Annotated in this window: 22 protein-coding genes and 1 tRNA gene; 13 read left to right on the top strand and 10 right to left on the bottom strand. The window is 68.1% G+C overall.

Annotation, left to right across the window (positions count from 1 at the left end):
• Window positions 1-18: 18 nt before the first annotated feature.
• The 6 genes from OG300_RS33785 to OG300_RS33810 all read left to right on the top strand — a co-directional run bounded on the left by OG300_RS33785 (window position 19) and on the right by OG300_RS33810 (window position 6,964).
• Complete coding sequence (locus OG300_RS33785) at window positions 19-534, top strand: nuclear transport factor 2 family protein (protein WP_405498784.1); 516 nt, start codon at window positions 19-21, stop codon at window positions 532-534.
• A complete protein-coding gene (locus OG300_RS33790; protein WP_405488063.1) occupies window positions 531-1,784 on the top strand; it encodes a hypothetical protein in 1,254 nt (417 codons plus the stop codon). Before OG300_RS33785 ends, OG300_RS33790 begins: the two co-directional genes overlap by 4 nt.
• Before the next feature lie 26 nt (window positions 1,785-1,810).
• The gene (locus tag OG300_RS33795; RefSeq protein ID WP_405488065.1) at window positions 1,811-3,421 is read left to right on the top strand and encodes an acyl-CoA synthetase; all 1,611 of its coding nucleotides are present in this window, start codon (window positions 1,811-1,813) and stop codon (window positions 3,419-3,421) included.
• Window positions 3,422-3,517: 96 nt separating this feature from the next.
• Window positions 3,518-4,228 (top strand): acetoacetate decarboxylase family protein, encoded by a 711-nt coding sequence (locus OG300_RS33800; RefSeq protein ID WP_405488067.1) that lies wholly within the window; start codon window positions 3,518-3,520, stop codon window positions 4,226-4,228.
• Window positions 4,225-4,995: an SDR family NAD(P)-dependent oxidoreductase gene (locus tag OG300_RS33805; RefSeq protein WP_405488069.1), complete on the top strand. Its 771-nt coding sequence runs from the start codon at window positions 4,225-4,227 to the stop codon at window positions 4,993-4,995. Before OG300_RS33800 ends, OG300_RS33805 begins: the two co-directional genes overlap by 4 nt.
• Before the next feature lie 187 nt (window positions 4,996-5,182).
• Window positions 5,183-6,964 carry an ABC transporter ATP-binding protein gene (locus OG300_RS33810; protein ID WP_405488071.1) on the top strand — a complete coding sequence of 594 codons (1,782 nt, stop codon included), beginning with the start codon at window positions 5,183-5,185 and terminating at the stop codon, window positions 6,962-6,964.
• A gap of 97 nt (window positions 6,965-7,061) precedes the next feature.
• On the opposite strand, the gene OG300_RS33815 is transcribed toward OG300_RS33810, so the two are convergent.
• A complete protein-coding gene (locus OG300_RS33815) occupies window positions 7,062-7,883 on the bottom strand; it encodes a crotonase/enoyl-CoA hydratase family protein (RefSeq protein ID WP_405488073.1) in 822 nt (273 codons plus the stop codon).
• Between the two features lie 137 nt (window positions 7,884-8,020).
• Here OG300_RS33815 and OG300_RS33820 point away from each other — a divergent pair, with 137 nt between their 5' ends.
• Window positions 8,021-9,649, top strand: a complete 1,629-nt coding sequence (locus OG300_RS33820; protein ID WP_405488075.1) for a succinic semialdehyde dehydrogenase — start codon at window positions 8,021-8,023, stop codon at window positions 9,647-9,649.
• Between the two features lie 78 nt (window positions 9,650-9,727).
• Here OG300_RS33820 and OG300_RS33825 read toward each other — a convergent pair whose 3' ends face one another.
• Window positions 9,728-10,357, bottom strand: a complete 630-nt coding sequence (locus OG300_RS33825; protein WP_405488077.1) for a YbhB/YbcL family Raf kinase inhibitor-like protein — start codon at window positions 10,355-10,357, stop codon at window positions 9,728-9,730.
• A gap of 248 nt (window positions 10,358-10,605) precedes the next feature.
• Between OG300_RS33825 and OG300_RS33830 the strand changes: the two genes are divergently transcribed.
• A complete protein-coding gene (locus OG300_RS33830) occupies window positions 10,606-11,466 on the top strand; it encodes a helix-turn-helix transcriptional regulator (protein ID WP_405488079.1) in 861 nt (286 codons plus the stop codon).
• Window positions 11,467-11,531: 65 nt separating this feature from the next.
• Here the strand turns inward: OG300_RS33830 and OG300_RS33835 are convergent, their stop codons facing one another.
• Window positions 11,532-12,020 (bottom strand): MarR family winged helix-turn-helix transcriptional regulator, encoded by a 489-nt coding sequence (locus OG300_RS33835; protein ID WP_405488081.1) that lies wholly within the window; start codon window positions 12,018-12,020, stop codon window positions 11,532-11,534.
• Window positions 12,021-12,124: 104 nt separating this feature from the next.
• On the opposite strand from OG300_RS33835, the gene OG300_RS33840 reads away from it, so the two are divergent.
• From OG300_RS33840 to OG300_RS33850, 3 genes are all read left to right on the top strand, one after another.
• Entirely contained in the window at window positions 12,125-13,003 is an 879-nt protein-coding gene (locus tag OG300_RS33840; protein ID WP_405488083.1) for an NmrA/HSCARG family protein, read from the top strand.
• A gap of 125 nt (window positions 13,004-13,128) precedes the next feature.
• The gene (locus OG300_RS33845) at window positions 13,129-13,947 is read left to right on the top strand and encodes an alpha/beta fold hydrolase (protein ID WP_405488085.1); all 819 of its coding nucleotides are present in this window, start codon (window positions 13,129-13,131) and stop codon (window positions 13,945-13,947) included.
• 2 nt (window positions 13,948-13,949) lie between these two features.
• Window positions 13,950-15,221, top strand: a complete 1,272-nt coding sequence (locus OG300_RS33850; protein WP_405488087.1) for a SpoIIE family protein phosphatase — start codon at window positions 13,950-13,952, stop codon at window positions 15,219-15,221.
• Between the two features lie 37 nt (window positions 15,222-15,258).
• Here the strand turns inward: OG300_RS33850 and OG300_RS33855 are convergent.
• The 4 genes from OG300_RS33855 to OG300_RS33870 all read right to left on the bottom strand — a co-directional run bounded on the left by OG300_RS33855 (window position 15,259) and on the right by OG300_RS33870 (window position 18,704).
• Window positions 15,259-15,332, bottom strand: a tRNA-Pro gene (locus OG300_RS33855).
• A 64-nt stretch (window positions 15,333-15,396) separates the two neighbouring features.
• Window positions 15,397-16,521, bottom strand: coding sequence for a hypothetical protein (locus tag OG300_RS33860; RefSeq protein WP_405488089.1), 1,125 nt, complete (start codon window positions 16,519-16,521; stop codon window positions 15,397-15,399).
• Between the two features lie 40 nt (window positions 16,522-16,561).
• Window positions 16,562-17,689: a hypothetical protein gene (locus OG300_RS33865; RefSeq protein ID WP_405488090.1), complete on the bottom strand. Its 1,128-nt coding sequence runs from the start codon at window positions 17,687-17,689 to the stop codon at window positions 16,562-16,564.
• Between the two features lie 52 nt (window positions 17,690-17,741).
• Window positions 17,742-18,704, bottom strand: a complete 963-nt coding sequence (locus tag OG300_RS33870; RefSeq protein ID WP_405488092.1) for a metallophosphoesterase — start codon at window positions 18,702-18,704, stop codon at window positions 17,742-17,744.
• Window positions 18,705-18,820: 116 nt separating this feature from the next.
• Here OG300_RS33870 and OG300_RS33875 point away from each other — a divergent pair, with 116 nt between their 5' ends.
• Entirely contained in the window at window positions 18,821-19,285 is a 465-nt protein-coding gene (locus OG300_RS33875) for a GatB/YqeY domain-containing protein (protein ID WP_405488094.1), read from the top strand.
• 79 nt (window positions 19,286-19,364) lie between these two features.
• On the opposite strand, the gene OG300_RS33880 is transcribed toward OG300_RS33875, so the two are convergent.
• Complete coding sequence (locus tag OG300_RS33880; protein ID WP_405488096.1) at window positions 19,365-21,731, bottom strand: penicillin-binding protein; 2,367 nt, start codon at window positions 21,729-21,731, stop codon at window positions 19,365-19,367.
• 299 nt (window positions 21,732-22,030) lie between these two features.
• Between OG300_RS33880 and OG300_RS33885 the strand changes: the two genes are divergently transcribed.
• Window positions 22,031-22,354 (top strand): WhiB family transcriptional regulator, encoded by a 324-nt coding sequence (locus OG300_RS33885; RefSeq protein WP_405488098.1) that lies wholly within the window; start codon window positions 22,031-22,033, stop codon window positions 22,352-22,354.
• A gap of 124 nt (window positions 22,355-22,478) precedes the next feature.
• Here OG300_RS33885 and OG300_RS33890 read toward each other — a convergent pair whose 3' ends face one another.
• A complete protein-coding gene (locus OG300_RS33890) occupies window positions 22,479-23,660 on the bottom strand; it encodes an ArsA family ATPase (protein ID WP_405488100.1) in 1,182 nt (393 codons plus the stop codon).
• 2 nt (window positions 23,661-23,662) lie between these two features.
• Window positions 23,663-24,685 (bottom strand): ArsA-related P-loop ATPase, encoded by a 1,023-nt coding sequence (locus OG300_RS33895; protein ID WP_405488102.1) that lies wholly within the window; start codon window positions 24,683-24,685, stop codon window positions 23,663-23,665.
• Window positions 24,686-24,823: the final 138 nt, after the last annotated feature.

Raw genomic sequence — 24,823 nt, forward strand, 5'->3', positions numbered from 1 at the left:
CGTGACGAACTCGACGAAATGGTCCGCCGCTGGGTGGACGAGAACCAGGCGTGCGAAGCCCGGGGTGACTGGAAACCCTTGGAGCACTTCTACACTCAGGACGCCACCTACGGCTGGAACTACGGACCGCAGCAGGAATTCATGGCCGTCGGCCGCGACGAGATCCGCGAGATCGCGCTCGGCCAGGAGATGTACGGCCTGGAGGGCTGGACGTATCCGTACCAGGACTTCGTGATCGACGAACGCAGCGGCAATGTCATCGGCCTGTGGAAACAGGTCAACGAGCAGCACCGCGCCGACGGCCGCCCATACAGCCCGGAGGGCATCGGCGGCAGCTGGTTTCGCTACGCCGGCGATTTCCAATGGTCCTGGCAGCGCGACTTCTTCGACTTCGGCAATGTCACAGCGCTTTTCGTGGAGATGATCTCCGCGGACAAGCTGTCGGGCGGCATGCGCAAACGGATGGAACGCGCGATGGCCGGACCGCTGCCCGGCTGGTACCCGATCGGCAAGGGCCCGGTGCCGCTGTGGTGACCAGCAGATACGAATCCCTCACCAGAACCGAACTGGCAGTGCTGATTCCGGAGCTGCTGCTGTGCGGGCACCTGATCGACCGCTCCGGCATGGCGCACGTGCTCGGCGCGCTCGGCCGCGAGGGCATGACCGCTGTCGCCATCGAGGAATGGCAGCTGGCCAGCCCCGTCTACACCCGCCGCATGCGCCGCGCGCTCGGCATCGACGGTGACGGGGTGGCCGAGATCTTCAAGGGCTTTCAGCTCGACATCGGCGCGCCACCGCAATTCATGGACTTCCGCTACCGCGTGAGCGACCACGACCACGGCGAATTCCACCTCGACCACTGCGGCGCGCTCGCCGACGTGGAACCCATGGGCACCGAATTCGTGGTCTCCATGTGCCACGACATCGAGGACCCGACCTTCGACGCCACCGCACTGGCCACCAACCCGCAGGCACAGGTGCGACCCGTGCACCGGCCGCCCCGGGTGCCCGCCGACCGCACCCCGGTGTGCGCGTGGACGGTCGTCATCGATCCCGCGCACGAACCGCCCACGCCGCACGAGCGGGCCCACCTGGTGGCCGGTTCCGAGGCCGCCGCGGTGGCGCTGGCCCCGATCGAGCCGGAAGGTGAAGGGCTGCACGACTATTCCGGACCGCTGCTGAACGACCTCCGCTTCGGCGACTTCTCCCGGGCGGCCCTCGTCCGGATCGCCGACGAGGTGGCGCTGCAGCACCACCTGCTCACCCTCGGCTACCGCACCGCCGTCGCGGCCCGCACCGATCCGGACACCACCCTCGACATCGTGGGCAAGCAGTTCGCCGGAATCGCCGGGCTCACCGCCGAACGGCTGCGCAACGCACTGGGATTGGGTGACGACGCCGCCGCGCTGGCCAAGGTGCTGCGGCTGCATCCGGCCTTCAATCCGGCCCCCTACGTCGACATCGACGTCTCCACCGAGACCAGCGGCGGCGCGCAGACCGTGCAGCTGCGCATCGGGCGCGGCTGCGGCGCGGTCGACGACGGCGCGTGGGCGGCCCTGCTCACCCCCGACCGGCTCGAGCCGTTGAACGCCCTGGTGCGCGCGGTGAACCCGCACTTCCACGCGGTGGTGCGGGAGGCCACCGACTGCGCCCTGACCATCGAGATCGCCCGGGCCGCAACGCCGTTCCGGGAATCCACCGAGGTCGCCATCACCCGGTTCAGCACCGGGGCCGCCTTCGCCTTCACCGACCGGGGCATCCCACTGCCGCTCACCGTCCGGTAGCCACCAGAACCTCAGGAGATACGGCCATGGCGTGTAATTTCGCCGACCTCTACGAACACTCCGCCGACGCCGTGCCGGACCGGCTCGCCGTCATCGAGGGCGAGCGGCGGCTCACCTTCGCCGAACTCGACGCCCGCGCCAACCGCCTCGCCCACCACCTGGCCGCCGCCGGAGCCGGGCCCGGCACCCACATCGGGTTCCACATGCACAACAGCATCGAAACCCTGGAAACCCTGCTGGGCTGCTACAAGATTCGCGCGGTCCCGGTCAATATCAACTACCGCTACCGGGCCGGGGAACTGCGCTACGTCTACGACAACGCCGACCTCGAGATGGTGGTGCACCACCGCTGCTACTCAGCGGTGATCGAGGAGATCCGGCCACAACTGCCCGCCCTGCGCCACACCATCGTGGTCGAGGACGATCAGGGCGGGGCCGGACTGGAGAGTTCCTCCGTTCCCTACGAGCAGGCCCTCGAATCCGGTTCGCCGGAAAGGGATTTCGGCCCGCGCAGCGCCGACGACCACTTCGTCATGTACACCGGCGGCACCACCGGCCTGCCCAAGGGCGTCATCTGGCGGCAGGAGGACATGTGGCGGGTGCTCGGCGGCGGCATCGACTTCTACACCGGGGAACCGGTCGCCGACGAATACCAGCAGTCCCGGGCGGGCGCGGACAACCCGAACCCGATGATCTGGTTCGTGCTGCCGCCGCTCATCCACGCCGCCGCCATGATGCCGACCTTCACCGCCCTGTGGTCCGGCAACGCGGTGCTGTTCCAGCCGCGCTTCGACGCCGAGGAAGTCTGGCGGGTGGTCGAACGCGAGAAGCCCAATGTCCTGGTCATCACCGGTGACGCCATCGCCAAGCCGCTCGTCGACGCCTACCGGGCCGCACCGGTGGACGCCTCCTCGGTGTTCTCCATCGGCTCCGGGGCCGCGCAGCTCACCCAGCCGGTGAAGAACGCACTGCTGGAACTGTTCCCGGGCACGCTGGTCACCGAATCCATCGGCTCCTCCGAAACCGGTTTCGGCGGAATCGGTTTCGCGCAGAAGGACGACGACCCCGGGCGCGGGCCGCGGGTGAACGTGGGCCGCGGTGCGACCGTGGTCGACGACGCCGGGCAGCCGGTGCCGCCGGGTGGCGAGGGCTGGGTGGCCAAGACCGGCAATGTGCCGATCGGCTACTACAAGGATCAGGCCAAGACCGACAAGCTGTTTCGCGCGGTCGACGGGGTGCGGATGGTCGTCACCGACGACCGCGCCCGGGTCGAGGCCGACGGTTCGGTCACGCTGATCGGGCGCGGCAACATGATGATCAACACCGGCGGCGAGAAGGTGTTTCCGGAGGAGGTCGAGGCCGTCGTCAAGGCTGCCGACTCGGTCTACGACGCGGTCATCATCGGGGTACCGCACGACCGGTGGGGTCAGCAGGTGGCGGCGGTGGTGTCCGCCTCCGGCGAGTCCGTCGACTTCACCGCGCTGGCCGAACACGTGCGCGTGCATCTCGCGGGATACAAACTGCCGCGCCGCATCTGGGTGGTCGACACGGTGGCGCGCACGCCGAGCGGCAAGCCCGACTACCGCTGGGCCAAGGCCCACGCGGAGGCGGTCGCGCCCGATCACGAGGTGTCGTAACACGTTCTGAAATCTTCGCCCGGAAATCCGTCCGCTGAGCGGGATATCTGGGTGAAACTGTGCACGGACGCTGCAAGAACCTGTTCTAATTCGAACATGGTGGAGGCACATTCCGTACTCGGCGAACAGGTCCGCATGCCGGTCGAGATCCGGCATGCGGACGCCTGCTCGGCGCTGTTCCGGGCCGACGCCCGCGCGGCCCGCGTGCTGCTGGCCGACACCGGGCTCACCCCCGTCACGCTCGCCGGACAGGCCATCGTCTCGCTGGCCTTCGTGCGCTACGTCGACGGCGACCTCGGGCCGTACCACGAATTCGCCTTCTCCCTGATGGCGCAGCAGCCGGGGCGGCCCAAGAGCTCGGGGGCCTACATCCACTGGCTGCCCGTCAATCAGAGCTTCACCTGTGAAGCGGGACAATCGATCTGGGGCTTCCCCAAACTGATGGCCGACATCGACATCACCCCCGACGGCCGCGGCCACCGCTGCGAGGTCCGCGTCGACGGGCAGTTCGTGCTGTCCATGCGGGTCGGCGACGGCATCCCCATGCCCAGCAGCGCGGGCGGCGCGTCCATCGACGCCTACACCTACCGCGGCGCCAGCCTGCGCCGCACGCCCTGGGTGATGAACCCCGGCCGGGTCAGCGGACGACCCGGCGGCACCCACCTGGAACTCGGCGACCACCCCGTCTCCGAGCAGCTGCGCGCCCTCGGATTGCCCAGGCGCGCACTGTTCTCCAGCCGCATCGGCGCCCTCCGGATGACCTTCGGCGACGCCGCCACCGTACTGCCGACCAGGGAGGGCCGATGACCCGCACCGTACTGGTGACCGGAGCCGCCAGCGGCATGGGTCGCATCGTCGCCCAGCGGCACGCCGCCGCCGGCTGGCGCGTCGCGGCCGTCGACCTGAACGCCGCCGGACTCGCCGACACCGCCACCCGCTCACCGAACACGCACACCTACACCTGCGATGTCTCCGACCCCGGACAGGTCGCCGCCGTAGTCGACAAGGTGCGCTCGGAACTCGGCGCCATCGACCGGCTGGTGCACGCCGCGGGCATGGCCCACGTGCACGCGTCGGTACTCGACCACGATGTGGCGCAGCTGCGGAAGATGATGGACGTCAACTACATCGGCACCGTCAATATCTGCCAAGCCGTCATCCCCGCCATGAAGCAGGCCGACACCGGCACCGTGGTGCTGTTCGCCTCCCTGGCGGGCTGGCTGCCCTCACCCGGCATGGCCGGATACACCGCATCCAAGCACGCCGTCATCGGCTTCTCCGAGAGCCTGTCCTACGAACTGCACGGCACCGGCGTGCGCTTCCTGGTGCTGTGCCCGCCCACCGTCGAAACCCCGTTCCTGGACGCGGTCCGCGCCGAGAACGCCAGCGTGCTCGGCAATGTCGGCGGCAGCAACGCCGAGGACATCGTCGACGCCCTGGAAAAGGCGCTCGCCAAACCCAAGACGCCGCTGTTCGTCTTCCCCGGACAGGCGAAACCGTCCTACTACCTGCGGCGCTTCCTGCCCGGCGCGGCCCGCGCCATCATCCGGCGCTCGGTGCATCCCACCGAGTGACCCCCGACGTGGATGCCGACCCGTGCTCCGGTCGGCATCCGCTGCGGCGCTGGGTGATCGAGGCTCTGCGATCGCCCAGCGCCGATCACCACCTGCGCGAACCCGGAAAATCAGTGGCGTGCCCGCCGTCCTGCCAGGCATTCTGACTCATCTGCACTGCTCGAACACGTGATTCGAGAGGAGATGGATGAGCTCGCGCACTACTGCCGTGAGACTGGTTCTGCGCTATTACGGCCGGGAACTGGCCCGGCGCAAAACAATCACCACGCTGGGCCTGATGGGTCCGGCGCTGGGCAATATCTGCCAGAGTTACCTGGCTCCGCTGCTGGTCGCCGTCGTGGTCGGCAAGGTGGCCGTCACCGGTGACTCGTCGCTGGGCACCCTCGCGCCCTACGTGATCGCTTTCGGAGCGCTACTGCTGCTCTCGGAAGTGTTCTGGCGCATCGGTATTCACTTTCTCAACCGTACGGACGCCAACGGCATCGAAAACCTGTACCTCACCGCCATGGACGAACTCCTCGCCAAGGACGCGGCGTTCTTCCACGACAACTTCGCGGGCTCGCTGACCAAACGCGCGGTCGGATTCGCCCGGCGCTTCGAGGATTTCGTCGACACGCTGTCCTTCGAGATCATCGGCGCGCTGGTGCCGATCGCCTTCGGGTCGGTGGTGCTGTGGCGCTACGACCCGGTATTCGTGGTGGTGCTGGTCGGTCTCATCGCGCTCAGTACGGCCATCGTGTGGCCGCTCATCCGGCGGCGGCAGCGGCTGGTCGACGAACGCGAGGCGGCGGTCGCCCTGGTCTCCGGCCACATCTCCGACAGCCTGTCCAATATGCAGGCGGTACGGGCCTTCTCGGCCGAACCGCAGGAGGCGGCCGAGCATCGGCGGCGGGTGGCGGATCAGCGGGCCAAGACGCTGCGCTCGTGGGACTACAACAACATGTTCATCGACACCGCGGTCGCGCCTATGTTCGTGCTCACCAATGTGGTGGGATTGCTGATCGCGCTGGGGATACGCGGCGGGCACGCCTCGGTCGAGGTGATCATGGTGGCCTTCACCTACTACTGGAACGCCACCGGGATCATGTTCCGGTTCAACCAGATCTACCGGCGGCTGGAGAGCACGGTCACCGAGGCCGCGCAGTACACCGAACTGCTGCTGGAGCCACCCACGGTGCTGGACGTCGAGCAGCCGGAACCGTTGCAGACCAACGGGTTCGGGATCCAGTTCGAGCAGGTCGACTTCACGCACAAGGGTGCCGCCCCACTGTTCCGCAGCCTGGACCTGGAGGTGCCGAGCGGGGCCAAGTTCGGTCTGGTCGGGCGTTCCGGTGGCGGCAAGTCCACCATCACGCAGCTGCTGCTGCGTATGAAGGACGTCGACGGCGGGGCCATTCACATTGGTGGACAGGATATTTCGCGGCTGCGGCAGAGCGATCTGCGCGGGCTGCTGTCCTATGTGCCGCAGGATCCGGCCATGTTCCACCGCACCCTCGCCGACAACATCCGCTTCGCCCGGCCCGGAGCCAGCGACGCGGAGGTGCGGCGGGCGGCCAAGGCGGCGCACGTCACCGAATTCGTGGACGCGCTACCCGAGGGCATGGACACGCTCATCGGCGAACGCGGCGTGAAACTGTCCGGCGGACAACGGCAGCGGGTCGCGCTGGCCCGCGCCATCCTGCGCGACGCCCCGATCCTGCTGCTGGACGAGGCCACCAGCGCCCTCGACTCCGAGAGCGAAATGCTTGTGCAGCAGGCACTCTGGGAGCTGATGGAAGGGCGTACGGCGCTGGTGGTCGCGCACCGGTTGAGCACGGTCGCCGGAATGGACCGGCTGATCGTGCTCGATCGCGGGCGGATCGTCGAACAGGGCAGCCACGAGGAGTTGCTGCGCGCCGAGGGCGCGTACGCACAACTGTGGCGGCACCAGTCCGGCGGCTTCCTGGCCGAGGAAGTGGCCGCCCGCTGAGCGCGTCGCGGCGACGGGAGAGGATTTCCGTCGCCGCGGCCGCGCACCGTCTCAATTACCTTGCGGCACCGACTATCCAGTCGACTTGCGGCAGTGCCTACTTGCCCTGGAAGTTGGGCTTGCGCTTCTCGGCGAAGGCGCGCGGGCCTTCCTTGGCGTCCGCGCTGCGGAACACCGGCAGACCCACCTTCGCGTCGATCTGGAAGGCGTCCTCCTCGTGCATGCCCTCGGTGTCGCGGATGACCTTCAGGATCGCCTGCACGGCCAGCGGGCCGTTGTTGTTGATCAGCTCGGCGATCTCGAGGGCCTTGTCCAGCGCGGTCCCGTCCGGCACCACGTGCCCGATCAGCCCGAAGTTCAGCGCCTCGGTGGCGGTGATGTGGCGGCCGGTCAGCAGCAGTTCGGCGGCCACCGTGTACGGGATCTGCCGGGGCAGCCGCACCGCGGAGCCACCCATCGGGAACAGGCTCCACTTCGCCTCGGAGACACCGAATTTGGCGCTCTCACCGGCGATGCGGATATCGGTGCCCTGCAGGATCTCGGTGCCGCCCGCGATGGCCGCGCCCTCGACCGCCGCGATCAGCGGCTTGGTCAGGCGGCGACCCTTGAGCAGGCCCGGCATCCGGGTCGGGTCGAAGGAGGAGCCCTCCTTCATGCCGTCCTCGGGGCTGCGCTTGTTCATCGCCTTGAGGTCCGCGCCGGCGCAGAACGCGCCGCCGGCACCGGTGAGGATGCAGGAGCGGATCTCCGGATCGTTGTCGACGGTGTCCCACGCCTCGGTCATGATGGCGAGCATCTCGCCGGTCAGGGCATTCTTGGACTTGGGGCGGTTCATGGTGACGATCAGCGTCGCGCCGCGCTTCTCGACCAGTGCGTGCGGTTCGGTGTTGCTACTCGTCTCAGCGGGCGCTGCGGTCATCGCCGACCTTCCTTCTACATGGACAAACCAGAGATTCCGGCACGAAACTACCCCGCGCCGTTGTCCTGAACAATAACGTGTTCTAGTTTGGATCATGGTGACCGCCGTCACGGGCGGCAAGTAATGGAGAGAGTCCCATGAGCACAACGAGTACGACGAGCGACTCCCGCACCGAGTCCTCGGACAAGCGGACTGCGAAGCTGCCGTCCCGCGTCACGGAGTCCCTCGTCAACCGCCTCACCTCGATGGTGGCCGCGGGCAAAGCGGGCGAGGCCCGCGAACCCTTCGAGATGATCGAGGTCTACACCGGCGACGTCGTCGGCTACCTGCCGCAGTCCTCGCCCGAAGACGTGGTGGCCGCGGTCGAACTGTCGCGCGCCGCGCAGAAGGAGTGGGCAGCCCGGCCGCTCAAGGATCGCCTCGCCGTCTTCGAACGGGCTCACGAACTCATTCTCTCCGAGATCGAGACCCTCGCCGACCTGATCCAGATCGGCTGCGGCAAGGCCCGGCGCATGGCCATCGAAGAAGCCTGCGACACGCCGATGGTCATCGCCCACTACCTCAAGACCGCGGAGAAGACGCTGCGGTCCAAGAAGCGCAGCGGGCCGATGCCGGTCATCACCAGCTCCACCGAGGAACACCGGCCCAAGGGCGTCGTCGCCGTCATCGCGCCGTGGAACTTCCCGTTCGCCATCTCCATGTCCGACTCCACCCCCGCGCTGATCGCGGGCAACGGCGTGATCATGAAGCCGGACAACAAGACCGCGCTCTGCACGCTCTACGGCATCGAGCTGCTGCACAAGGCCGGACTGCCGCGCGGACTGGTCCAGGTCGTCGCGGGCATGGGGCCGGACGTCGGCCCGACGCTCATCGACAATGTCGACTTCGTCATGTTCACCGGATCCACCGCCACCGGGCGCACCATCGGTGAGCAGGCCGGACGCAACCTCATCGGCTGCAGCCTCGAACTCGGCGGCAAGAACCCGATGATCGTGCTCGACGACGTCAACCTCGACGAGGCCATCCCCTCGGCCATCTTCGCCGTCTTCGGCAACACCGGCCAGGCCTGCATGCACATCGAGCGCATCTACGTGCACGAGCGCGTCTACGACGAGTACCTGCGCCGATTCACCACTGCCGCAGAAGAACTCGGCAAGACCATGGGCGCCACCTACGACTTCACCCCCGAGATCGGCTCGCTGGTCTCGGTGGACCACATGAAGCGCGTCGCGTCCCACGTCGACGAGGCCCGCGAGAAGGGCGCGACCGTCGTCACCGGCGGCAGCCCCCGCCCCGACATCGGCCCCGCCTTCTTCGAACCCACCATCCTCACCGGGGTCACCAAGGACATGGCGCACGCCACCATGGAAACCTTCGGTCCCGTGGTGAGCATCTACAAGTTCAAGACCGAGGACGAGGCCGTCGCGCTCGCCAACGACACCGCCTACGGCCTCAACGCCAGCATCTGGACCGGAAACATCGACCGCGCGGTCAAACTCGCGGAGCGCATCGAATCCGGCGCCATCAACATCAACGACGGCTTCGTCACCAGCTACGCCGCCAAGGGCACCCCGTCCGGCGGCGTCAAGCAGTCCGGCGTCGGCACCCGCCACGGCGCGGCCGGCCTGCTCAAGTACACCGACACCATCAACGTCGGCGTCCAGAAGAAGCAGATCATGGCCGCCCGCGCCTCCATGCCCTACGAGAAGCAGCTCAAGTCCACCCTGGTCACTCTGCGCCTGATGCGCCGCCTGCACCTGGGCTGAAAACCCTGACAGCACAACGGCCCCCGGCGCAGTGCCGGGGGCCGTTGTCGTGCGCGGATCGGTGGACGGGCACCCGGCTCAGTCGCGCACGGCCGTCAGGGTCAGTTGGGCGGCCCCGATGATGTGGGAGTTCATCGAGAAGGACGCCACGGTGGGGGTGGAGGTGGCGGGCAGGCCCATGGTCGGGGTGTCCAGGGCCAGGACGGTGATCTGGTAGTTGTGCGGCTTGTCGCCCGCGGGCGGGCAGGGGCCCAGGTAGCCGGGGGCGCCCGCGTCGTTCGTGCCCGCGACGCCCGCCGCGCCCGCCGTGAAATCGGTTGCGGTGGAAGGGATATCCCAGTTCATCCAGTGCCAGAAGCCCGCACCGGTCGGGGCGTCCGGGTCGAACATGGTGACCGCGAAGCTCTTGGCGGCGGCCGGAGCGCCGGACCACCGCAGGTGCGGGGCGTGATTGGCGGCGGTGCAGCCGAACGCTCCGGCGTAGAAATCGGCGGGGAAGGTGTGGTCGGCCGTCGCGTCCGAGGTGGTCACCGTGAAATGGGCTGCGGTGGCGGGGATGGCGGCGCGCACCTGAACCGTCGACGCGGCGGGGGCCGTGGACGGGGTAGCGGTCGCGGCGGGCGAGTCGCTCTGGCTGCCACACGCGGCGGCGGACAGCAGGGCCGCCACGGCGAAGGTCGCGGGAACGAAGCGTGCGGTGCGGAACATGGCGGGCCTCCTTGGTTTCGAATACTAAGATCAGAATCCCGGAATTCGAGACGGTGAGGGAGATCGTCCGCACCCTGGTACGCGGCGTACTACCCAGTGGCACCGGTCCGGGCGGGGAGTTCCGCAGTGGCTCATCATGGCTCCGACCAGGCGCTCGGACGGTCCGCACCACGATCCGGTCGGGCTCGTCCTAGGCTGGGTGGCGGAGCGGAGCCTGTGTGCCAGGCTTCGGGGAGAGGAATTCGATCGTGGACGGTACGGGATCCGGGGCGGAACTGGGCGCGTTCCTGCGCGCCATGCGGGAGCGGCTGACGCCCGAGGCGGCGGGGCTGCCCGGCGGTGGTCAGCGGCGGACGCCGGGGCTGCGGCGGCAGGAAGTCGCACAGCTGGCCGCGGTGAGCATCGACTGGTACATCCGGCTCGAACAGGGGCGGGTCGGCATGCCGGGCGCGGCCATCCTCGACGCGCTGGCGGAAGCCCTGCGGCTCACCGATGCCGAACGCGCGCACCTGCATCTCGTCGCGCGCGGCGCGCAACCGCCCAACCGGCAGCGGCCGGTCGCCCCGCCGGAATCACTGCACACGATCCTCGACGGAATGCCGCTGCTCCCGGCCTATCTCATGGACTTCCGGCTGGACGTGCTGGCGCACAACGCCGCCGCCTCCGCCCTGTTCGGGCCGGGCTTCCGGCCCGGCGTCAACGCGGCCAGGATCACCCTGCTCGACCCGGATACCCGTGCGGCGCAACTGGATTGGGAGCGCATCGCCCGCGAGACGGTCGGCAACCTGCGCCGCAACGCGGCCCGCCAACCCGACGACCCGCGACTGCTCGAAGTGATCACCGAACTACGCGGCGAGAGCCCGGAATTCGCGGCCTGGTGGGACGACCACACCGTCCAGGACCGCACCCACGGCAGCAAGCGCATCCGCCACGCCACGGCGGGCGACCTGACCGTCTGCTACGACCAGCTCACCAGCCCCGACGGCTCCGACCACGCCCTGGTCATCCTCACCCCCGCCGACGACGCGTCCGCAACGGTCATCGGCAACCTGCTCGCCGCACACGCGAATCGCCTGGGCGGCACCGTACTTCGCCCGGTCGCGGGCTGACCGCGCCGCTTGCCGGATTCGGTGAGAGGCGCGGGGATCGGATACGCCGCGGGTAGCCGGGGGAGTCAGCGGGGTGGTCTCGGGACCTCCCCGCTCTTCAGTCGTCCGATCTGAATCCGGCTCAGCTCCTGCGCCTTTCGCATGTGCTTGGCCACCGCTTCCAACTCGGCATCGGTGTCGTCGTCGAGCATGGCCTGCCACCCCGCGCCCAGGTCGTCCCACACCGCGCTGACCCGCGCGGTCGCGGCGCGCACCGGCTCGACCATGACCCGGCGGCGGTCGTGCGGGTCGGGCGTCCGGGTCACGTAGCCGTCCCGCTCCAGCCGATCCACCAGCCGGGTGGCCGAACCGGTGGTCAGTCCGGTCATATCGGCGATCTGCTTGACGGTGAGCGGCTCCGGTTCGGCGGTGAGCAGGCTCAGGGCCTGCACATCCGTCGGATGCAGTCCCAGATGATCGGCGATCGCCTGGTTGAACAGGGTGTAGGTCGCCATGTATCGACGCGTCTCGTTCGAGACCGCCTCGTACAGCGCCCGCCGTTTCTCGGATGTCATCCAGTCCACCCTCTCGTATTGCTGCGCGGCGCAGCGATATCTGCTAAATTACTTCGTGACGCAGTTAATGCACCACGCAGTAAATATTACCCTGGAGGAACTCCATGCTCACCATCGCCGTAACCGGTGCCACCGGCGCCCAGGGCGGAGCCACCGCCCGCGCCCTGCTCACCCGCGGCCACCGCGTCCGCGCCCTCACCCGCCGGCCGGACTCCGCCGCCGCCCGCGCCCTCGCCGAACTCGGCGCGGAAATCCGCTACGCCGACTTCGACCACCCCGAATCCCTGAATGCCGCCCTCTCCGGCGCGGATTCACTCTTCGCCGTCACCACCCCCTTCGACACCGACACCACCGTCGAAACCCGCCACGGCAGCGATCTCATCGACGCCGCCGCCAAAGCCGGTGTCGGCCATATCGTCTTCACCTCCGTAGCCCACGCCGACCGCGACACCGGCGTCCCCCACTACGACAGCAAATACGCCATCGAACAGCACCTCCGCGCCTCCGGCGTCCCCTGGACGGTCATCGCCCCCGCCGCCTTCATGGACAACTACGCCTCCGGCTGGACCCTGGACAGCCTGCGCGACAACACTTTCGCCTGGCCCATGCCCGCGCACACCCCCTTCACCCTCATCTGCTCCGAGGACATCGGCGCCTTCGCCGCCCTCGCCCTCGACCGTCCCGCCGACTTCACCGGCCGCCGAATCGACATCGCCGCAGACGAACTCACCCCCGCCCAGATCGCCGAAGCCCTCACCGCGGCCCTGCAAGCCCCCGTCGCACACCGCGAGGTCCCCCTCGAGTACGTCCGCACCCGCTCCGCCGACCTGGCCGCCATGTTCGACTACTTCACCACCGTCGGCCTCGACGTGGACGTCCCCGGTCTCCGTCGCGAATACCCCGAAATCCCTTGGCGCACTTTCGCCGATTGGGCCGCCGCCCAGAACTGGCCCGCCCTCTTCGCCGCCCCCGTGCACCACTGACCCAGCCCCGCAACATGATTCGGGTATCCCTTGATGAGTGAACTCCGGACTCACCGAGAACCCCGCTGATCACACCAATGCCCGTTTCGGACGCTGAGCGGTCGATGCCTCCGGCGAGTGCGAGGATGGGGGCTGTGGTCGATGTGGTGCGCAGGAATCGAGTGACGGTCTCCGGGTTGGCCGGGGCGCCGGTGCTGGTGCTGGCGCACGGGTTCGGGTGTGATCAGCATCTGTGGCGGCTGGTGGTGCCGTTACTGGAGGACCGCTTCACGGTGGTGCTGTTCGATCACGTCGGGTCGGGGCGCTCGGATCTGTCGGCCTGGAATCCGGATCGATACTCCACGATGGCCGGATACGCCGAGGATGTGCGGGAGGTCTGCCGGGCGGTCGGGCTGGGACCGGTGGTGCTGGTCGGGCATTCGGTGGCCGCGATGATGGGTGTACTGGCGGTTGCCGCGGAGCCGGAGTTGTTCCGCGGCCTGGTGCTGCTGGCGCCGAGCCCGTGCTTCCTCGACGACCCGGCGACCGGGTACCGCGGTGGTTTCACCGCCGACGATATCCACGAGCTGCTCGAGTCGCTGGATGCGAACTATCTGAGCTGGTCGGGTGCGATGGCGCCGACGATCATGGGCAATCCGGACCGGCCCGAACTCGCGCAGGAGTTGGAGATCAGCTTCTGCCGCACCGATCCCGAGATCGCGCGCGTGTTCGCACGCGTGACCTTCCTCTCCGACAACCGGGACGATCTGCGGGCGGTCCAGGTGCCGACGCTGGTCGTGCAGTCCGCGCAGGACGCGATCGCACCACCGGAGGTCGGTGAGTTCGTCCGATCCCGGATCGCCGGCAGCCGACTGGTGACGCTGACCGCGACCGGGCACTGCCCGCAACTCTCCGCCCCCGAGGAGACCGCCGCCCGGATCGCGGCATTTGCCAGTAGCGTGTGATGATGCGCGATCCGGATCTTCCCGCGCTACCCGGCGAAGACCTCGAGGACCTGTACGAGAACGCCCCCTGCGGGTTCGTCTCGACCTGGATGGACGGCCGCATCGCGAAGGTCAACACGACCCTGCTCGACTGGCTCGGTTTTGCACGTGACGATCTGGTCGGCCGCCGCCACTTCAGCGACCTGCTCACGGTCGGCGGGCGTATCTACCACGAAACCCATTTCGCGCCGCTGCTGCGAATGCGCGGTCAGGTCAACGGGATAGCGCTGGAACTACGGGCCGCGGACGGCACCCGACTGCCCGTACTCGTCTCCTCGAAGGTGACCACCGGGCCCGACGGACAGCCGCACCTGATCCGTTCCACCGTCTTCGACGCCCGCGAACGTCGCGCCTACGAACAGGAACTGCTGCGCGCCCGCCAGGAATCCGAGCGCGAACGCGAACGGCTCGCGGAACTGGCCCAAACCCTGCAGCGCACGCTGCTGCCGCCCGCGCTCGAACCGGTACCGGGACTGGACGTCGCCGCGCACTATCACATGGCCTCCAAGGAGGACGTCGGCGGCGACTTCTACGACATGTTCCCGATCTCGCCGGGAGTATGGGGCTTCTTCCTCGGCGACGTGTGCGGCAAAGGCGTTGCCGCGGCGACGATGACCTCGCTGATCCGCTACACCCTGCGCGCGGCAGCGGTCTACCGGCCCGACCCGGTCGCGGTGCTCGACCAGCTCAATACCGTCATGCTGCGCGCCGCCCAGCCGGGCACGCCCCGCTTCTGCACCGTGATCTACGGACAGCTCGCCCTCGACACCACGGACGCGGCGCGACCGTCGGCGACCGTCACCCTCGCCGCGGGCGGGCATCCGCCGGCGATCCTGATCGCCGCCGACGGCACCGGCGACTACCTGCCCACTCCCGGTGGCCAATTGATCGGCGCGCTCCCCGGCGTCACCATCGGCGCCCACACGCTCACCCTGCGCCCCGGCGACACCTTGCTGCTCTATACCGACGGCATCACCGAAGCCCGCACGGCCGAGGGCTTGGTCGGTGAACCCGACTTCCTCGACTTCGCCCGCGCCCTGGCCCCCAGATCGGCCACCGACACGGTCGCCGCCTTGACCACACTGCTCGACTCCCTGGCTCCGGGCGTCACCGACGACACCGCGGTCCTGGCCATTCACCTGCTGCGGCATAGGTCGAGAACCGCTGCCGCGCAACCGTTGTCGCTGCCGAGCCCCGAACTGTCCCGGGAAACGAGTAAGGCCCCGACCGGATGAACCGGCCAGGGCCTACTGCTGTGTCTCAACCAACACGTCGGGGTGACAGGATTTGAACCTGCGACCTCTTCGTCCCGAACGAAGCGCGCTACCAAGCTGCGCCACACCCCGTGATGTGAACGTGGAGAAGCTTAGCGCACGGGTGCGGCTGTCGTTAAATCGGCTGGTCAGGTGGCTAAAGTAGGCGGAAAGTGGCGAGCAGTTTACGGGCGTAATCGGGGTTCACGGAACGGTCCACGCCGGTGTCGGCGGCGATCGTGAGGACCAGGGAACCCTTGTTGTCGCCGACGCTGATGGCGAAGGTGTAGACGGAGAAGGTGTTGGCGCAGCCCGCGGTGGCGGTGAAGGTGCCGGTGGTTTCCAGGAAGGTGCCGTGCAGGGTGCCGTCGGTGGAGGTGAGGGGGGTGGCGGTGCCGGGGGTGATGGCGCCGCCGGTGCTCCAGCCGAGGCGGGCCACATGCGCGCCGATCTCCGTGGCCGCGCCGTTCGCGTCCGAATTCGTCGAGGTGGACAGGAACATGGTGGTGCGGACATTGTCGGGGCAGTACTCGATGCCCTCCTGCACCGTGCCCGCCGCGGCCACATTGTCCGACGCGGTGCCGAACGTGGTGGTGCTGGACTGAGCCAGGACCCAATCCTTCGGAACATCCCACGCCGCTTTCAGATTCGCGGGCACCACCACCTGGTAGCCGGGAATCTCGGGGGTCAGCGTGGACGCCGGGGCGGTCGTGGAGGCGGCGGGCGACGTGGTCGCGGGAGCGGTGGTGGACGGCTTGGCGACCGGCGTCGGAGTGGGGCTGGGATTGCGGACCACGATCACCACCGCGACCACCACGGCGATCGCGACCACCAGCGCGCCGATCCCCGCCAGCAGCCAGACCCGGCCACGGCCGCCACCCGAGGAGGGCGGCAAGCCGTTCGAGTACGGGGGCTGCCCGCCCGGCGGGGTCGTCTGGAACGCGGACGGGCCCGTCGAGTACGGATTCTGGCCCGCCCGAACAGGATTCATGCCGATCTGCGAATTCGGGCCGGACTGATAGGGATTCGCACCGGACTGCGGATTCGGTCCGGACTGAAGAGGATTCGCGCCCGAATGGGGCAGCGACCCCGGTGGACCCGTTTGCGGCCCGTACGACGAATTCTGGTGCGGTCGGCCAGGATTCGGGCGCGCCGGCGGCTGCACCGGGTGCCCGGGACGCGACTCCCGGGGCGAACCCGTCGGTGGCGCGCCCTGCCACCAGTCGCCGGTCGAAGTGGTGCGATCCGGATCGTTGTCCGGATCGTCGAGTTCACCGCTCATCGTCTGACCCCCTGTCTGACGAGTCGTGCCGCGCGCCCGGCTATTTGACCGGCCGGATGCTGGCGAGAATCTTCTTGGCTGTCGCCGAGTCCACGGATTTGTCCACCCCGGTGTCGGCGGCGATCGTGAACACGAATGCGCCGTTATCGCCCGGGAAGGCGAAAGTGTAAACGGAGTAGGACGAGGCGCAGCCCGGCGACGGCGCGGGGGCGGTGCCCTTGGTCTCCAGGTACACGCCCTGCAACTGCCCGTCGGAGGACTGGAAGTTCTCGGCCGTGCCGGGCGTCGCGCCGGTCGAGGTGGACCAGCCGATCTTGCCCATCCGCACCCCGATGTCGGCGGCCGCCTTGGCTGGATCGGACTCGGTGGACTGGCTCAGAAATGCGTTGGTGCGCACATAGTTCGGGCAGTAGTTGAGACCGTCCTGCGCCAGGCCCGCGATCGGGATGCTGTCGGAATCACTGGAGAACTCGGTCTGCCCGGAGGTGTCGATCTTCCAATCCGGCGGAATGTCGTACGCCGCACCGTTGTCCGGGATCACCACCACCTGATAGCCCGGTATCACCGCGTTGGGCGTCCCGGACGGCTTCGGGCCGGTGGTCTTGGTCGTGGACGGCTTGGCCGCGGGCGTCGAGGTCGGGGTGAGCGCACTGATCAGCGACGGCGTGGTGCTCGACTTCGCCGAATTCTCGGTGGAATTGCGGTTCACCAGAACGACGGTCACCACGGCGGCGATCAACGCCACCACCAGCACTCCGACACCCGCGAACAACCAGACCTTGCGATTGCCGCCGCCACCCGGAGGACCGCCCGGACCACCCGGATACGGCTGCCCGTACCCCGGTGGCGGCCCGCCGTAGGGCGGCTGCTGCCCGTACCCCGGTTGTCCGTAACCCTGCTGTCCGAACGCCTGCGTCGGCGGATACGGATTCGGCCCCGACTGATACGGCGCACCGCCCTGATACGGCTGCTGCCCATACTGCCCAGCGGGCATCGGCGTCGTCGGATTCGGCGGGGTGTACCCGGCGCGCATGGTCGGATCCGCTTGCTGCGCACCGTAACCCGGCTGCTGCGACGGCGCGTCCGGCTGCTGCGCGCCCTGCTGCCACCAGTCCGGTTCCTGGCCCGGGCGACCCGGCTCGCCGCTCTGGTCGTTTCCACTGGTCACGGTTGCCCCCTGACTGACGACTACATTCCGCGAGGTATATCGCGGCGGGCGCTCAGCGCGCGACAGCCTCCGACGCGGTACGTCCGCGACCGGACTCCGACGTGGGCTTCTTCGGCGGCGCGCCGACCAGCGTCAGCAGCGTCGCCTCCGGACGGCAGCAGAATCGGTAGGGCGCCCACGGCGAGGTGCCCAGACCCGCGGACACGTGCAGGCGAGTGTGCGCACCCCAGCGGGAGGCGCCCTTCACCCGGGCTCGGTCGATACCGCAATTGGTCACCAGCGCACCGAAACCCGGTACGCACAGCTGCCCGCCGTGCGTGTGCCCGGCCATCACCAGGTCGTAGCCGTCGGCCGCGAAGCGGTCCAGCACCCGCGGCTCGGGGGAGTGGGTGAGCCCGATGCTCAAGTCCGCCAGTGGATTCGGGGCACCGGCGACGGTCTCGTAGCGGTCGCGGCGCAGATGCGGATCATCGACGCCCGCGGTCGAGATCTTGACCCCCGACACCTCGAGATCGCGGCGCACATGGGTCAGATCCAGCCAGCCCCGCTCGGTGAACGCGGCGCGCAGATCCTGCCACGGCAATGGCTCGCCGAAGACCCGCTTGTGGTTCTTGTCGAAGTACTTCAGCGGATTCTTGGGCACCGGCGCGAAATAGTCGTTGGACCCGAAAACGAAAATGCCGGGCCGGGCCAGCAGCCCGCCCAGCGACTGCACCACCGCGGGCACCGATTTCAGGTGCGAGAGATTGTCACCGGTATTGACCACCAGATCCGGCTCCAGCCGGTCCAGCTCCCGCAGCCAGGCCTGCTTCAACTGCTGGCCGGGCATCATGTGCAGGTCGCTGATGTGCAGCACCCGCAGTGAGGGTTTGCCCGGTTCCAGCACCGGCAGCGTCGCCTCGCGCAGCGTGAACGCGTTGCGTTCGATGAGCGTCGCGTATCCGATTCCGGCGACCGCGGCCCCGGCGGCTCCGAGTGCGGCACGGCTGAGGGTGGAGGTCGAGATTACGGGCATTCGCCCAGAATAGGCGACCAGGAGGAGAAACATCGACTTAAATGAGGTCGGCCACGCGGCTGACACCCCGAAAAAGACGTGCGCACCGACCCCGCGTCGGCGGTAGCGTGTCGATCATGCCGGAACTCAAAGCCAAGCTGCGGTCGGACATGACCGCCGCGATGAAGAGCAAGGACGCACTGCGCCTCGGCACGCTGCGTCTGCTGATCACCGCGGTCCAGAACGCCGAGGTCGCCGGAAAGGAAGCCCGCGAGCTCTCGGACGCCGAGATCGTCGCCGTGCTCCAGAAGGAAGCCAAGAAGCGCAACGAGGCCGCCGTCGTCTACGAACAGGCCGGTCGCGGCGAACTCGCCGCCAACGAACGCGCCGAAGAGCAGATCATCGACGAATACCTGCCGAGTCAGCTCACCGAGGCCGAGGTCGCCGATCTGGTCGACACTGCCATCGCCCAGGTCGCCGAGCAGCTGGGGGAGCGGCCCGGCATGAAGCAGATGGGTCAGGTCATGAAGGCGGCCACCGGACTCGCCCAGGGTCGCGCCGACGGCACCCGGATCTCGGCGGCGGTCAAGTCTCGCCTCTGAGACCGGTTCGCGCACAGTAGTTTTCATGAAGAAGGGCCCGGAGCGAGTGACTCGCTCCGGGCCCTTTCAGTTGCTGCCGCTACCGCGGGATGGGGATGGGGATGGGTATCGGTGGCAGCGCCGGTATCTGGATGCCGGGGAACCCTGGTATCCCGGGCGCCGGAGCGGTCGGCGCCGCGGGCGCCGGAATCTGGCTGCCGTCACTGACGTAGATGGTGATCACCGAGCCGGGAATAGCCGACCCGTTCGGGGACACGTTGAGCACCGTCCCCTTGGCCGCACCCGGCTGCGTCGACACCGACACCTGGAATCCGGCCGCCACCAGTTGCGAGGTGGCCTCGGCCTGCTGCTGGCCGATCACGTCCGGAATCTGCGAATTGTTCGATCCACGAACGTATTTGTCGTCCAGCGGCGGCAAGGCCGCGGGCGGGAACCGGTCCAGCACGTTCTTCATCGCACCCAGGTAGGTGCGCGCCGGTTCGTTACCGCCGTACAGGTTTCCGCTGCCGCAGCTGCGCAGCGGGTACGAGCAGATCTCGCCGGGCGTGGGGCTGTCGCCATAGATGTAGCTGGAACCGGCGAAGGAGTTGGTGAACGACAGGAACGCCGAGGACCGGTGGGTCTCGGTGGTACCCGTCTTCGCGGAGGTCGGGATGTTCCAGCCCACCGAATGCGCCGAGCCCGCGGCGGTACCGCCCACCACGTCCTGGCTCAGCGCGTTGGCGAGCGTGTTGGCCAGACCCGGATCGACCACCTGCTCGCAGGCCTGCTGGGTCAGCGGCACCTGCTTGCCGTTGCGATCGACCACCTCCTTGATCGGGGTGGGCGGGCACCACTTGCCGCTGGAGGCCAGCGTCGCAGCCACATTCGACAGTTCGAGCGGGTTGATCGCCACCGGGCCCAGGGTGAACGAGCCCAGGTTCTGGTCCTTGACCATGTCGGCGAGGCTCTGGTTGCCGTGCCCGGAGGTGCCGGGCTGGGTGTAGGAGCGCATGCCCAGGCGCACTGCCATATCGACGGTCGGTGAGACGCCGACGGCTTGAATCAGCTTGACGAAGGCCGTGTTCGGTGAGGTCGCCAGCGCCTGCGTCACCGACATCGAGGGCGCGTAGTTGCCCGCGTTCTTGACGCAGTAGGTCTCCGCCGGGCAGCCGGGCGTCCCGGAATTACCCATGCCCTTGGCGGTGAACAGGGCGGGCACGTCCAGCGTGGCGCTGATGCCCAGGCCCTTCTCCATCGCCGCGGCCGTGGTGAAGATCTTGAAGATCGAGCCCGCGCCGTCACCGACCATCGAATACGGCTGTGGCTGCACGGTTTGATGCGCGTTGGCGTCGAGGCCGTACACGCGACTGGAACCCATCGCGAGCAGCGGATGCGAATCCTGGCCCGGCGCGATGACATTCATGACCTCGGCGATGTCGTCGAGGTTCGGGTTGGTGTTGGCGGCGAGGGAATCGCGCACCTGATCCTGCACCGCGGGATCGAGGGTGGTGCGAATCAGGTAGCCGCCCTTCTCCATCTGGTCGCGGCTGATCCCGGCGTTGTTCAGGTACTGCAGCGCGTAGTCGCAGAAGAAGCCGCGGTCGTTGGCGGCGATGCAGCCGCGCGGCAGGCCCTTCGGCTCGGGCAGCACGCCCAGCGCCGCCTCCTTGTCCTTGCGGAACTCGTCGGCGCGGCTGGGGACGTTCTGGATCAGCGTGTCCAGCACCGTGTTGCGGCGCTCCAGCACACCCTGCGGGTTGGTGTAGGGGTTCAGCTTGGAGCTGGACTGCACCATGCCCGCCAGCATCGCGGACTGCGTGATGTTGAGATCCTTGGCATCGATGCCGAAATAGGTCTGCGCGGCGTCCTGGACGCCGTAGGAGCTGTTGCCGAAGGGCACCAGGTTCAGATACCGGGTGAGGATCTCGTCCTTGGTGAGCCGCTTGTCCAGCGTCAGCGCCATGCGGATCTCACGCAGCTTGCGGGCGGGGGTGGTCTCGGTGGCGGCGCGCCGTTCGGCGTCGGTCTTGGCCACCACGAGCAGCAGGTAGTTCTTCACGTACTGCTGGTCGATGGTCGAGCCGCCCTGCACCTCGTTGCCCGAGGAGTTGCTGACGAAGGCGCGGAAGGTGCCCTGCCAGTCGACGCCGCCGTGTTCGGCGAAGCGCTTGTCCTCGACGGAGACCAGCGCCAGCTTCATATCGTTGGCGATCTTGTCGCTGGGCACCTCGAATCGCCGCTGCTCGTAGAGCCAGGCGAACGGCGTGCCGTTCGCGTCGACCATGGTCGAGACCGCGGGGACGGTGCCCTCGACGAGTTCGGCGGAGACGTTGTCCACGGCGTCCGCGGCCCGGTTCGAGATGAACCCGAAACCACCGGCGAGCGGGAACAGCAGTCCGGCGAGCAGGACGGCGGCCAAGACGCAGGCGCCTGCCAGTCTCCAGAGCGTTCGTGTGATCGGCACGGCCCTAGCCTAATTGCCCTTTCTGGGAGTCGGCGTCCGCCCGTCCGGGTGTCTATTCGTCCGTAAAGGTACGGACTGCCCGGTTCCATGTGCGTAATGCATGGACGGACGTACCAGAAAATCTCGGCACGGTCTTGCGCAGGCCGCACACCTTTACCTAGATTGATAACCCAGTGTGATAGAGCTAACACTCAAAGTGGAATGTGGTGCAGGACGCAGCGGGGTTGGGTAGCTGCGGGCTGTACTCGCGATTCTGGAGCGCCGTGACCCGGTGTTCGGACTGCAAAGGGGCACACCAAATGCACATGACTACCCCGATCGCTCGATTGGACGTGGAGCAGGCCGAAGCGAGAATCGCCTGGGTTTCCCAGGCCCGATGCAAGGAAGTGGATCCCGACCAGCTGTTCGTGCGTGGCGCGGCACAGCGCAAAGCGGCAACCATCTGCCGGCACTGCCCGGTCCTCATGGAGTGCGGGGCGGACGCCCTGGACAACCGAGTCGAGTTCGGTGTGTGGGGCGGCATGACCGAACGCCAGCGCCGCGCACTGCTCAAGCAGCATCCGGAAGTGACGAGTTGGGCGGACTTCTTCCACGCCCAGCGAAACCAGAAGGTAGCGATGTAGCCGAGTATCCCTTACCTGTTTCCTCCCCATAAGCAGAACGGATCGAGCCCGCGAGAGCGGGCTCGATCCGTGTCCGGGGTCGAAAAGGGCATTCAGGCCCAAAGGGTCGAACCTCTCGGGAGTGTCAGGCGGACTTGGCAGTTCCCGCCACCGCGAGCTGATCACCCACCGCGCGCAGCGCCTCCAGGTCCGCGACCTCGAAGGGCAGCGCGGTGACCGCCACGATCGGCACGCTCGGATGCGCGCCCGTGAACCGGTGCAGCAGATGCTGTTCCCGCTTGGCCGTGGCGGCCCGCTGCGCGTGGATGCGCAGTACCGCCGCCGCGAGCGCCTGCGGGGTTTCCGGTGCGGTCTCGGGATCGGTGCCGTTGCCCGGTGTTTCGGGGGCCAGACGATCCGCCGCGACCGCCGCCGCCTCCGCGGACAGCGAACTCAGCGCCGGATGCGTGCGATTGAGCACCAGGCCCGCCAGCGGCATCTTGTCGGTCGAGAGCCGATCGACGAAGAAACTCGCCTCGCGCAACGCATCCGGTTCGGCCGCCGCCACCACCACGAAGTGGGTGCCCGGCCGCGACAGCATGGCGTAGGTGCGGTCGGCGCGATCCTGGAAACCGCCGAACATGGATTCCAGTGACTGCAAGAAGACACTGGCGTCTTTGAGCAATTGGCCGCCGATGACCGTCGAGACACCCCGCAGCGCCAGACTCATCGCACCCGCGACGAGCTTTCCGACGCCTCGGCTCGGCGCCATGATGACGCGAATCATCTTGCCGTTGAGGAAGTTGCCGAGCCGCTTGGGCGCGTCCAGGAAGTCCAGCGCGTTGCGCGAGGGCGGCGTGTCGACCACGATCAGGTCCCACTCGCGCTTGGCCGCCAGCTGGCCCAGCTTCTCCATCGCCATGTACTCCTGCGTGCCGCCGAAGGAGGACGCCACCGTCTGATAGATCGGGTTGGCGAAGATCTGCTCGGCCTTCTCCGGGCTGGTGTGCTCGAGCACCATCTCGTCGAAGGTGCGGCGCATGTTGAGCATCATGGCGAACAGCTCGCCCTCGGCCTCGGGTCCGAGTTCGACTCGCTGCGGGACGTTTCCGAGGTCGCTGACGCCCAGCGACTGGGCCAGCCGCCGCGCCGGGTCGATGGTCAGCACCACGACCTTGCGGCCCTGCTCGGCCGCCCGCAGCGCGACCGCCGCGGCCGTGGTGGTCTTGCCGACGCCACCCGAACCGCAGCACACCACGATGCGGGCCGACGGGTCGGCGATGATCTTCGAAATGTCCAGGGGCACCGTGCCTGCCGGAACGACCATGACTAGCGAACCCCCTGGGCGCTGAGAACTTCGGCCAGCTCGTAGAGCCCGCCCAGATCCATACCGTCGGTCAGCGACGGCAGGTACAGCCGTGAGATGTCGACCTGCGCGAGTTCGGCGGCACTCTCGTCCTGGGCCGCCAGTCGGGCGGAATGCTCGACGGTCTCGGTGACCAGGCCCTGGAAGTCGGCCTCCGACAGCGTGATTCCGGCCTCGGCGAGCCCCTGGCGCAGCGCCTCGGTGTCCACGTCGCCGGTTGCCGCGCGTTCGCGGACGGCGCGCGGCAGGTAGCCGGCACCCGCCCGGTTCACGATCACGGTGCCGATATTGAGGTCGTTGGCGGTGAGATCGGCGATGGCGTCGGCGGTCTCCTGCACCGGCAGCGCCTCCAGCAGGGTCACCAGGTGGATCATCGTCTGCGGCGAATGCAGCAGCTTGGAGACGCCGACGGCCTGTGACGCGATCGGCCCGCCCCCGGCGATCTCGGCCATGGCCTGGGTGACGTCCAGGAAGCTGGCGATGCGACCGGTCGGCGGTGCGTCGATGACGATCTCGTCGTAAACCGGCTTGCCCGTCGACTTGTCGACGCGCACCGCGCATTCCTTGATCTTGCCCGTGAGGATCACGTCCCGCAGACCCGGCGCGATGGTGGTGACGAATTCGATGGCCCCGACCCGCTTCATGGCGCGCCCGGCGAAGCCCAGGTTGTAGAACATGTCGAGGTACTCGAGGAAGGCGTGCTCGACGTCGAGCGCCAGCGCCATCACCTCACCACCGCCGTCGGCGGCCGCGATGCGAGTCTCGGTGGGCGGCAACGGCGGCAGGTCGAACAGCTGCGCGATCGACTGCCTGCCCTCGACCTCGACCAGCAGCACGCGCCGACCGCCGGCGGCCAGCGCCAGCGCCAATGCGCCCGCGACCGTCGACTTGCCCGTGCCCCCCTTGCCGGAAACGTAATGCAGGCGGGCCTTGTCCGCCCGCTCCGGCCACCCTGCTTCGACCCCCGGCTCAACCGAAACGGGCACTGCTATCGGTACTCCCACGCTCGCGAGCCTATAACTCGTTCCTTGTTCCTGCCCACAGGCGACACAAACTGTCTGATACACCACTTCCGGGTTGCCCGGATACGCCGCTGCCGCTAAGCGTTCGGCCTCGTTCCAGGG

Source organism: Nocardia sp. NBC_00511 (assembly GCF_045161165.1).
In the GTDB taxonomy this organism is placed as follows: Bacteria; Actinomycetota; Actinomycetes; order Mycobacteriales; family Mycobacteriaceae; genus Nocardia.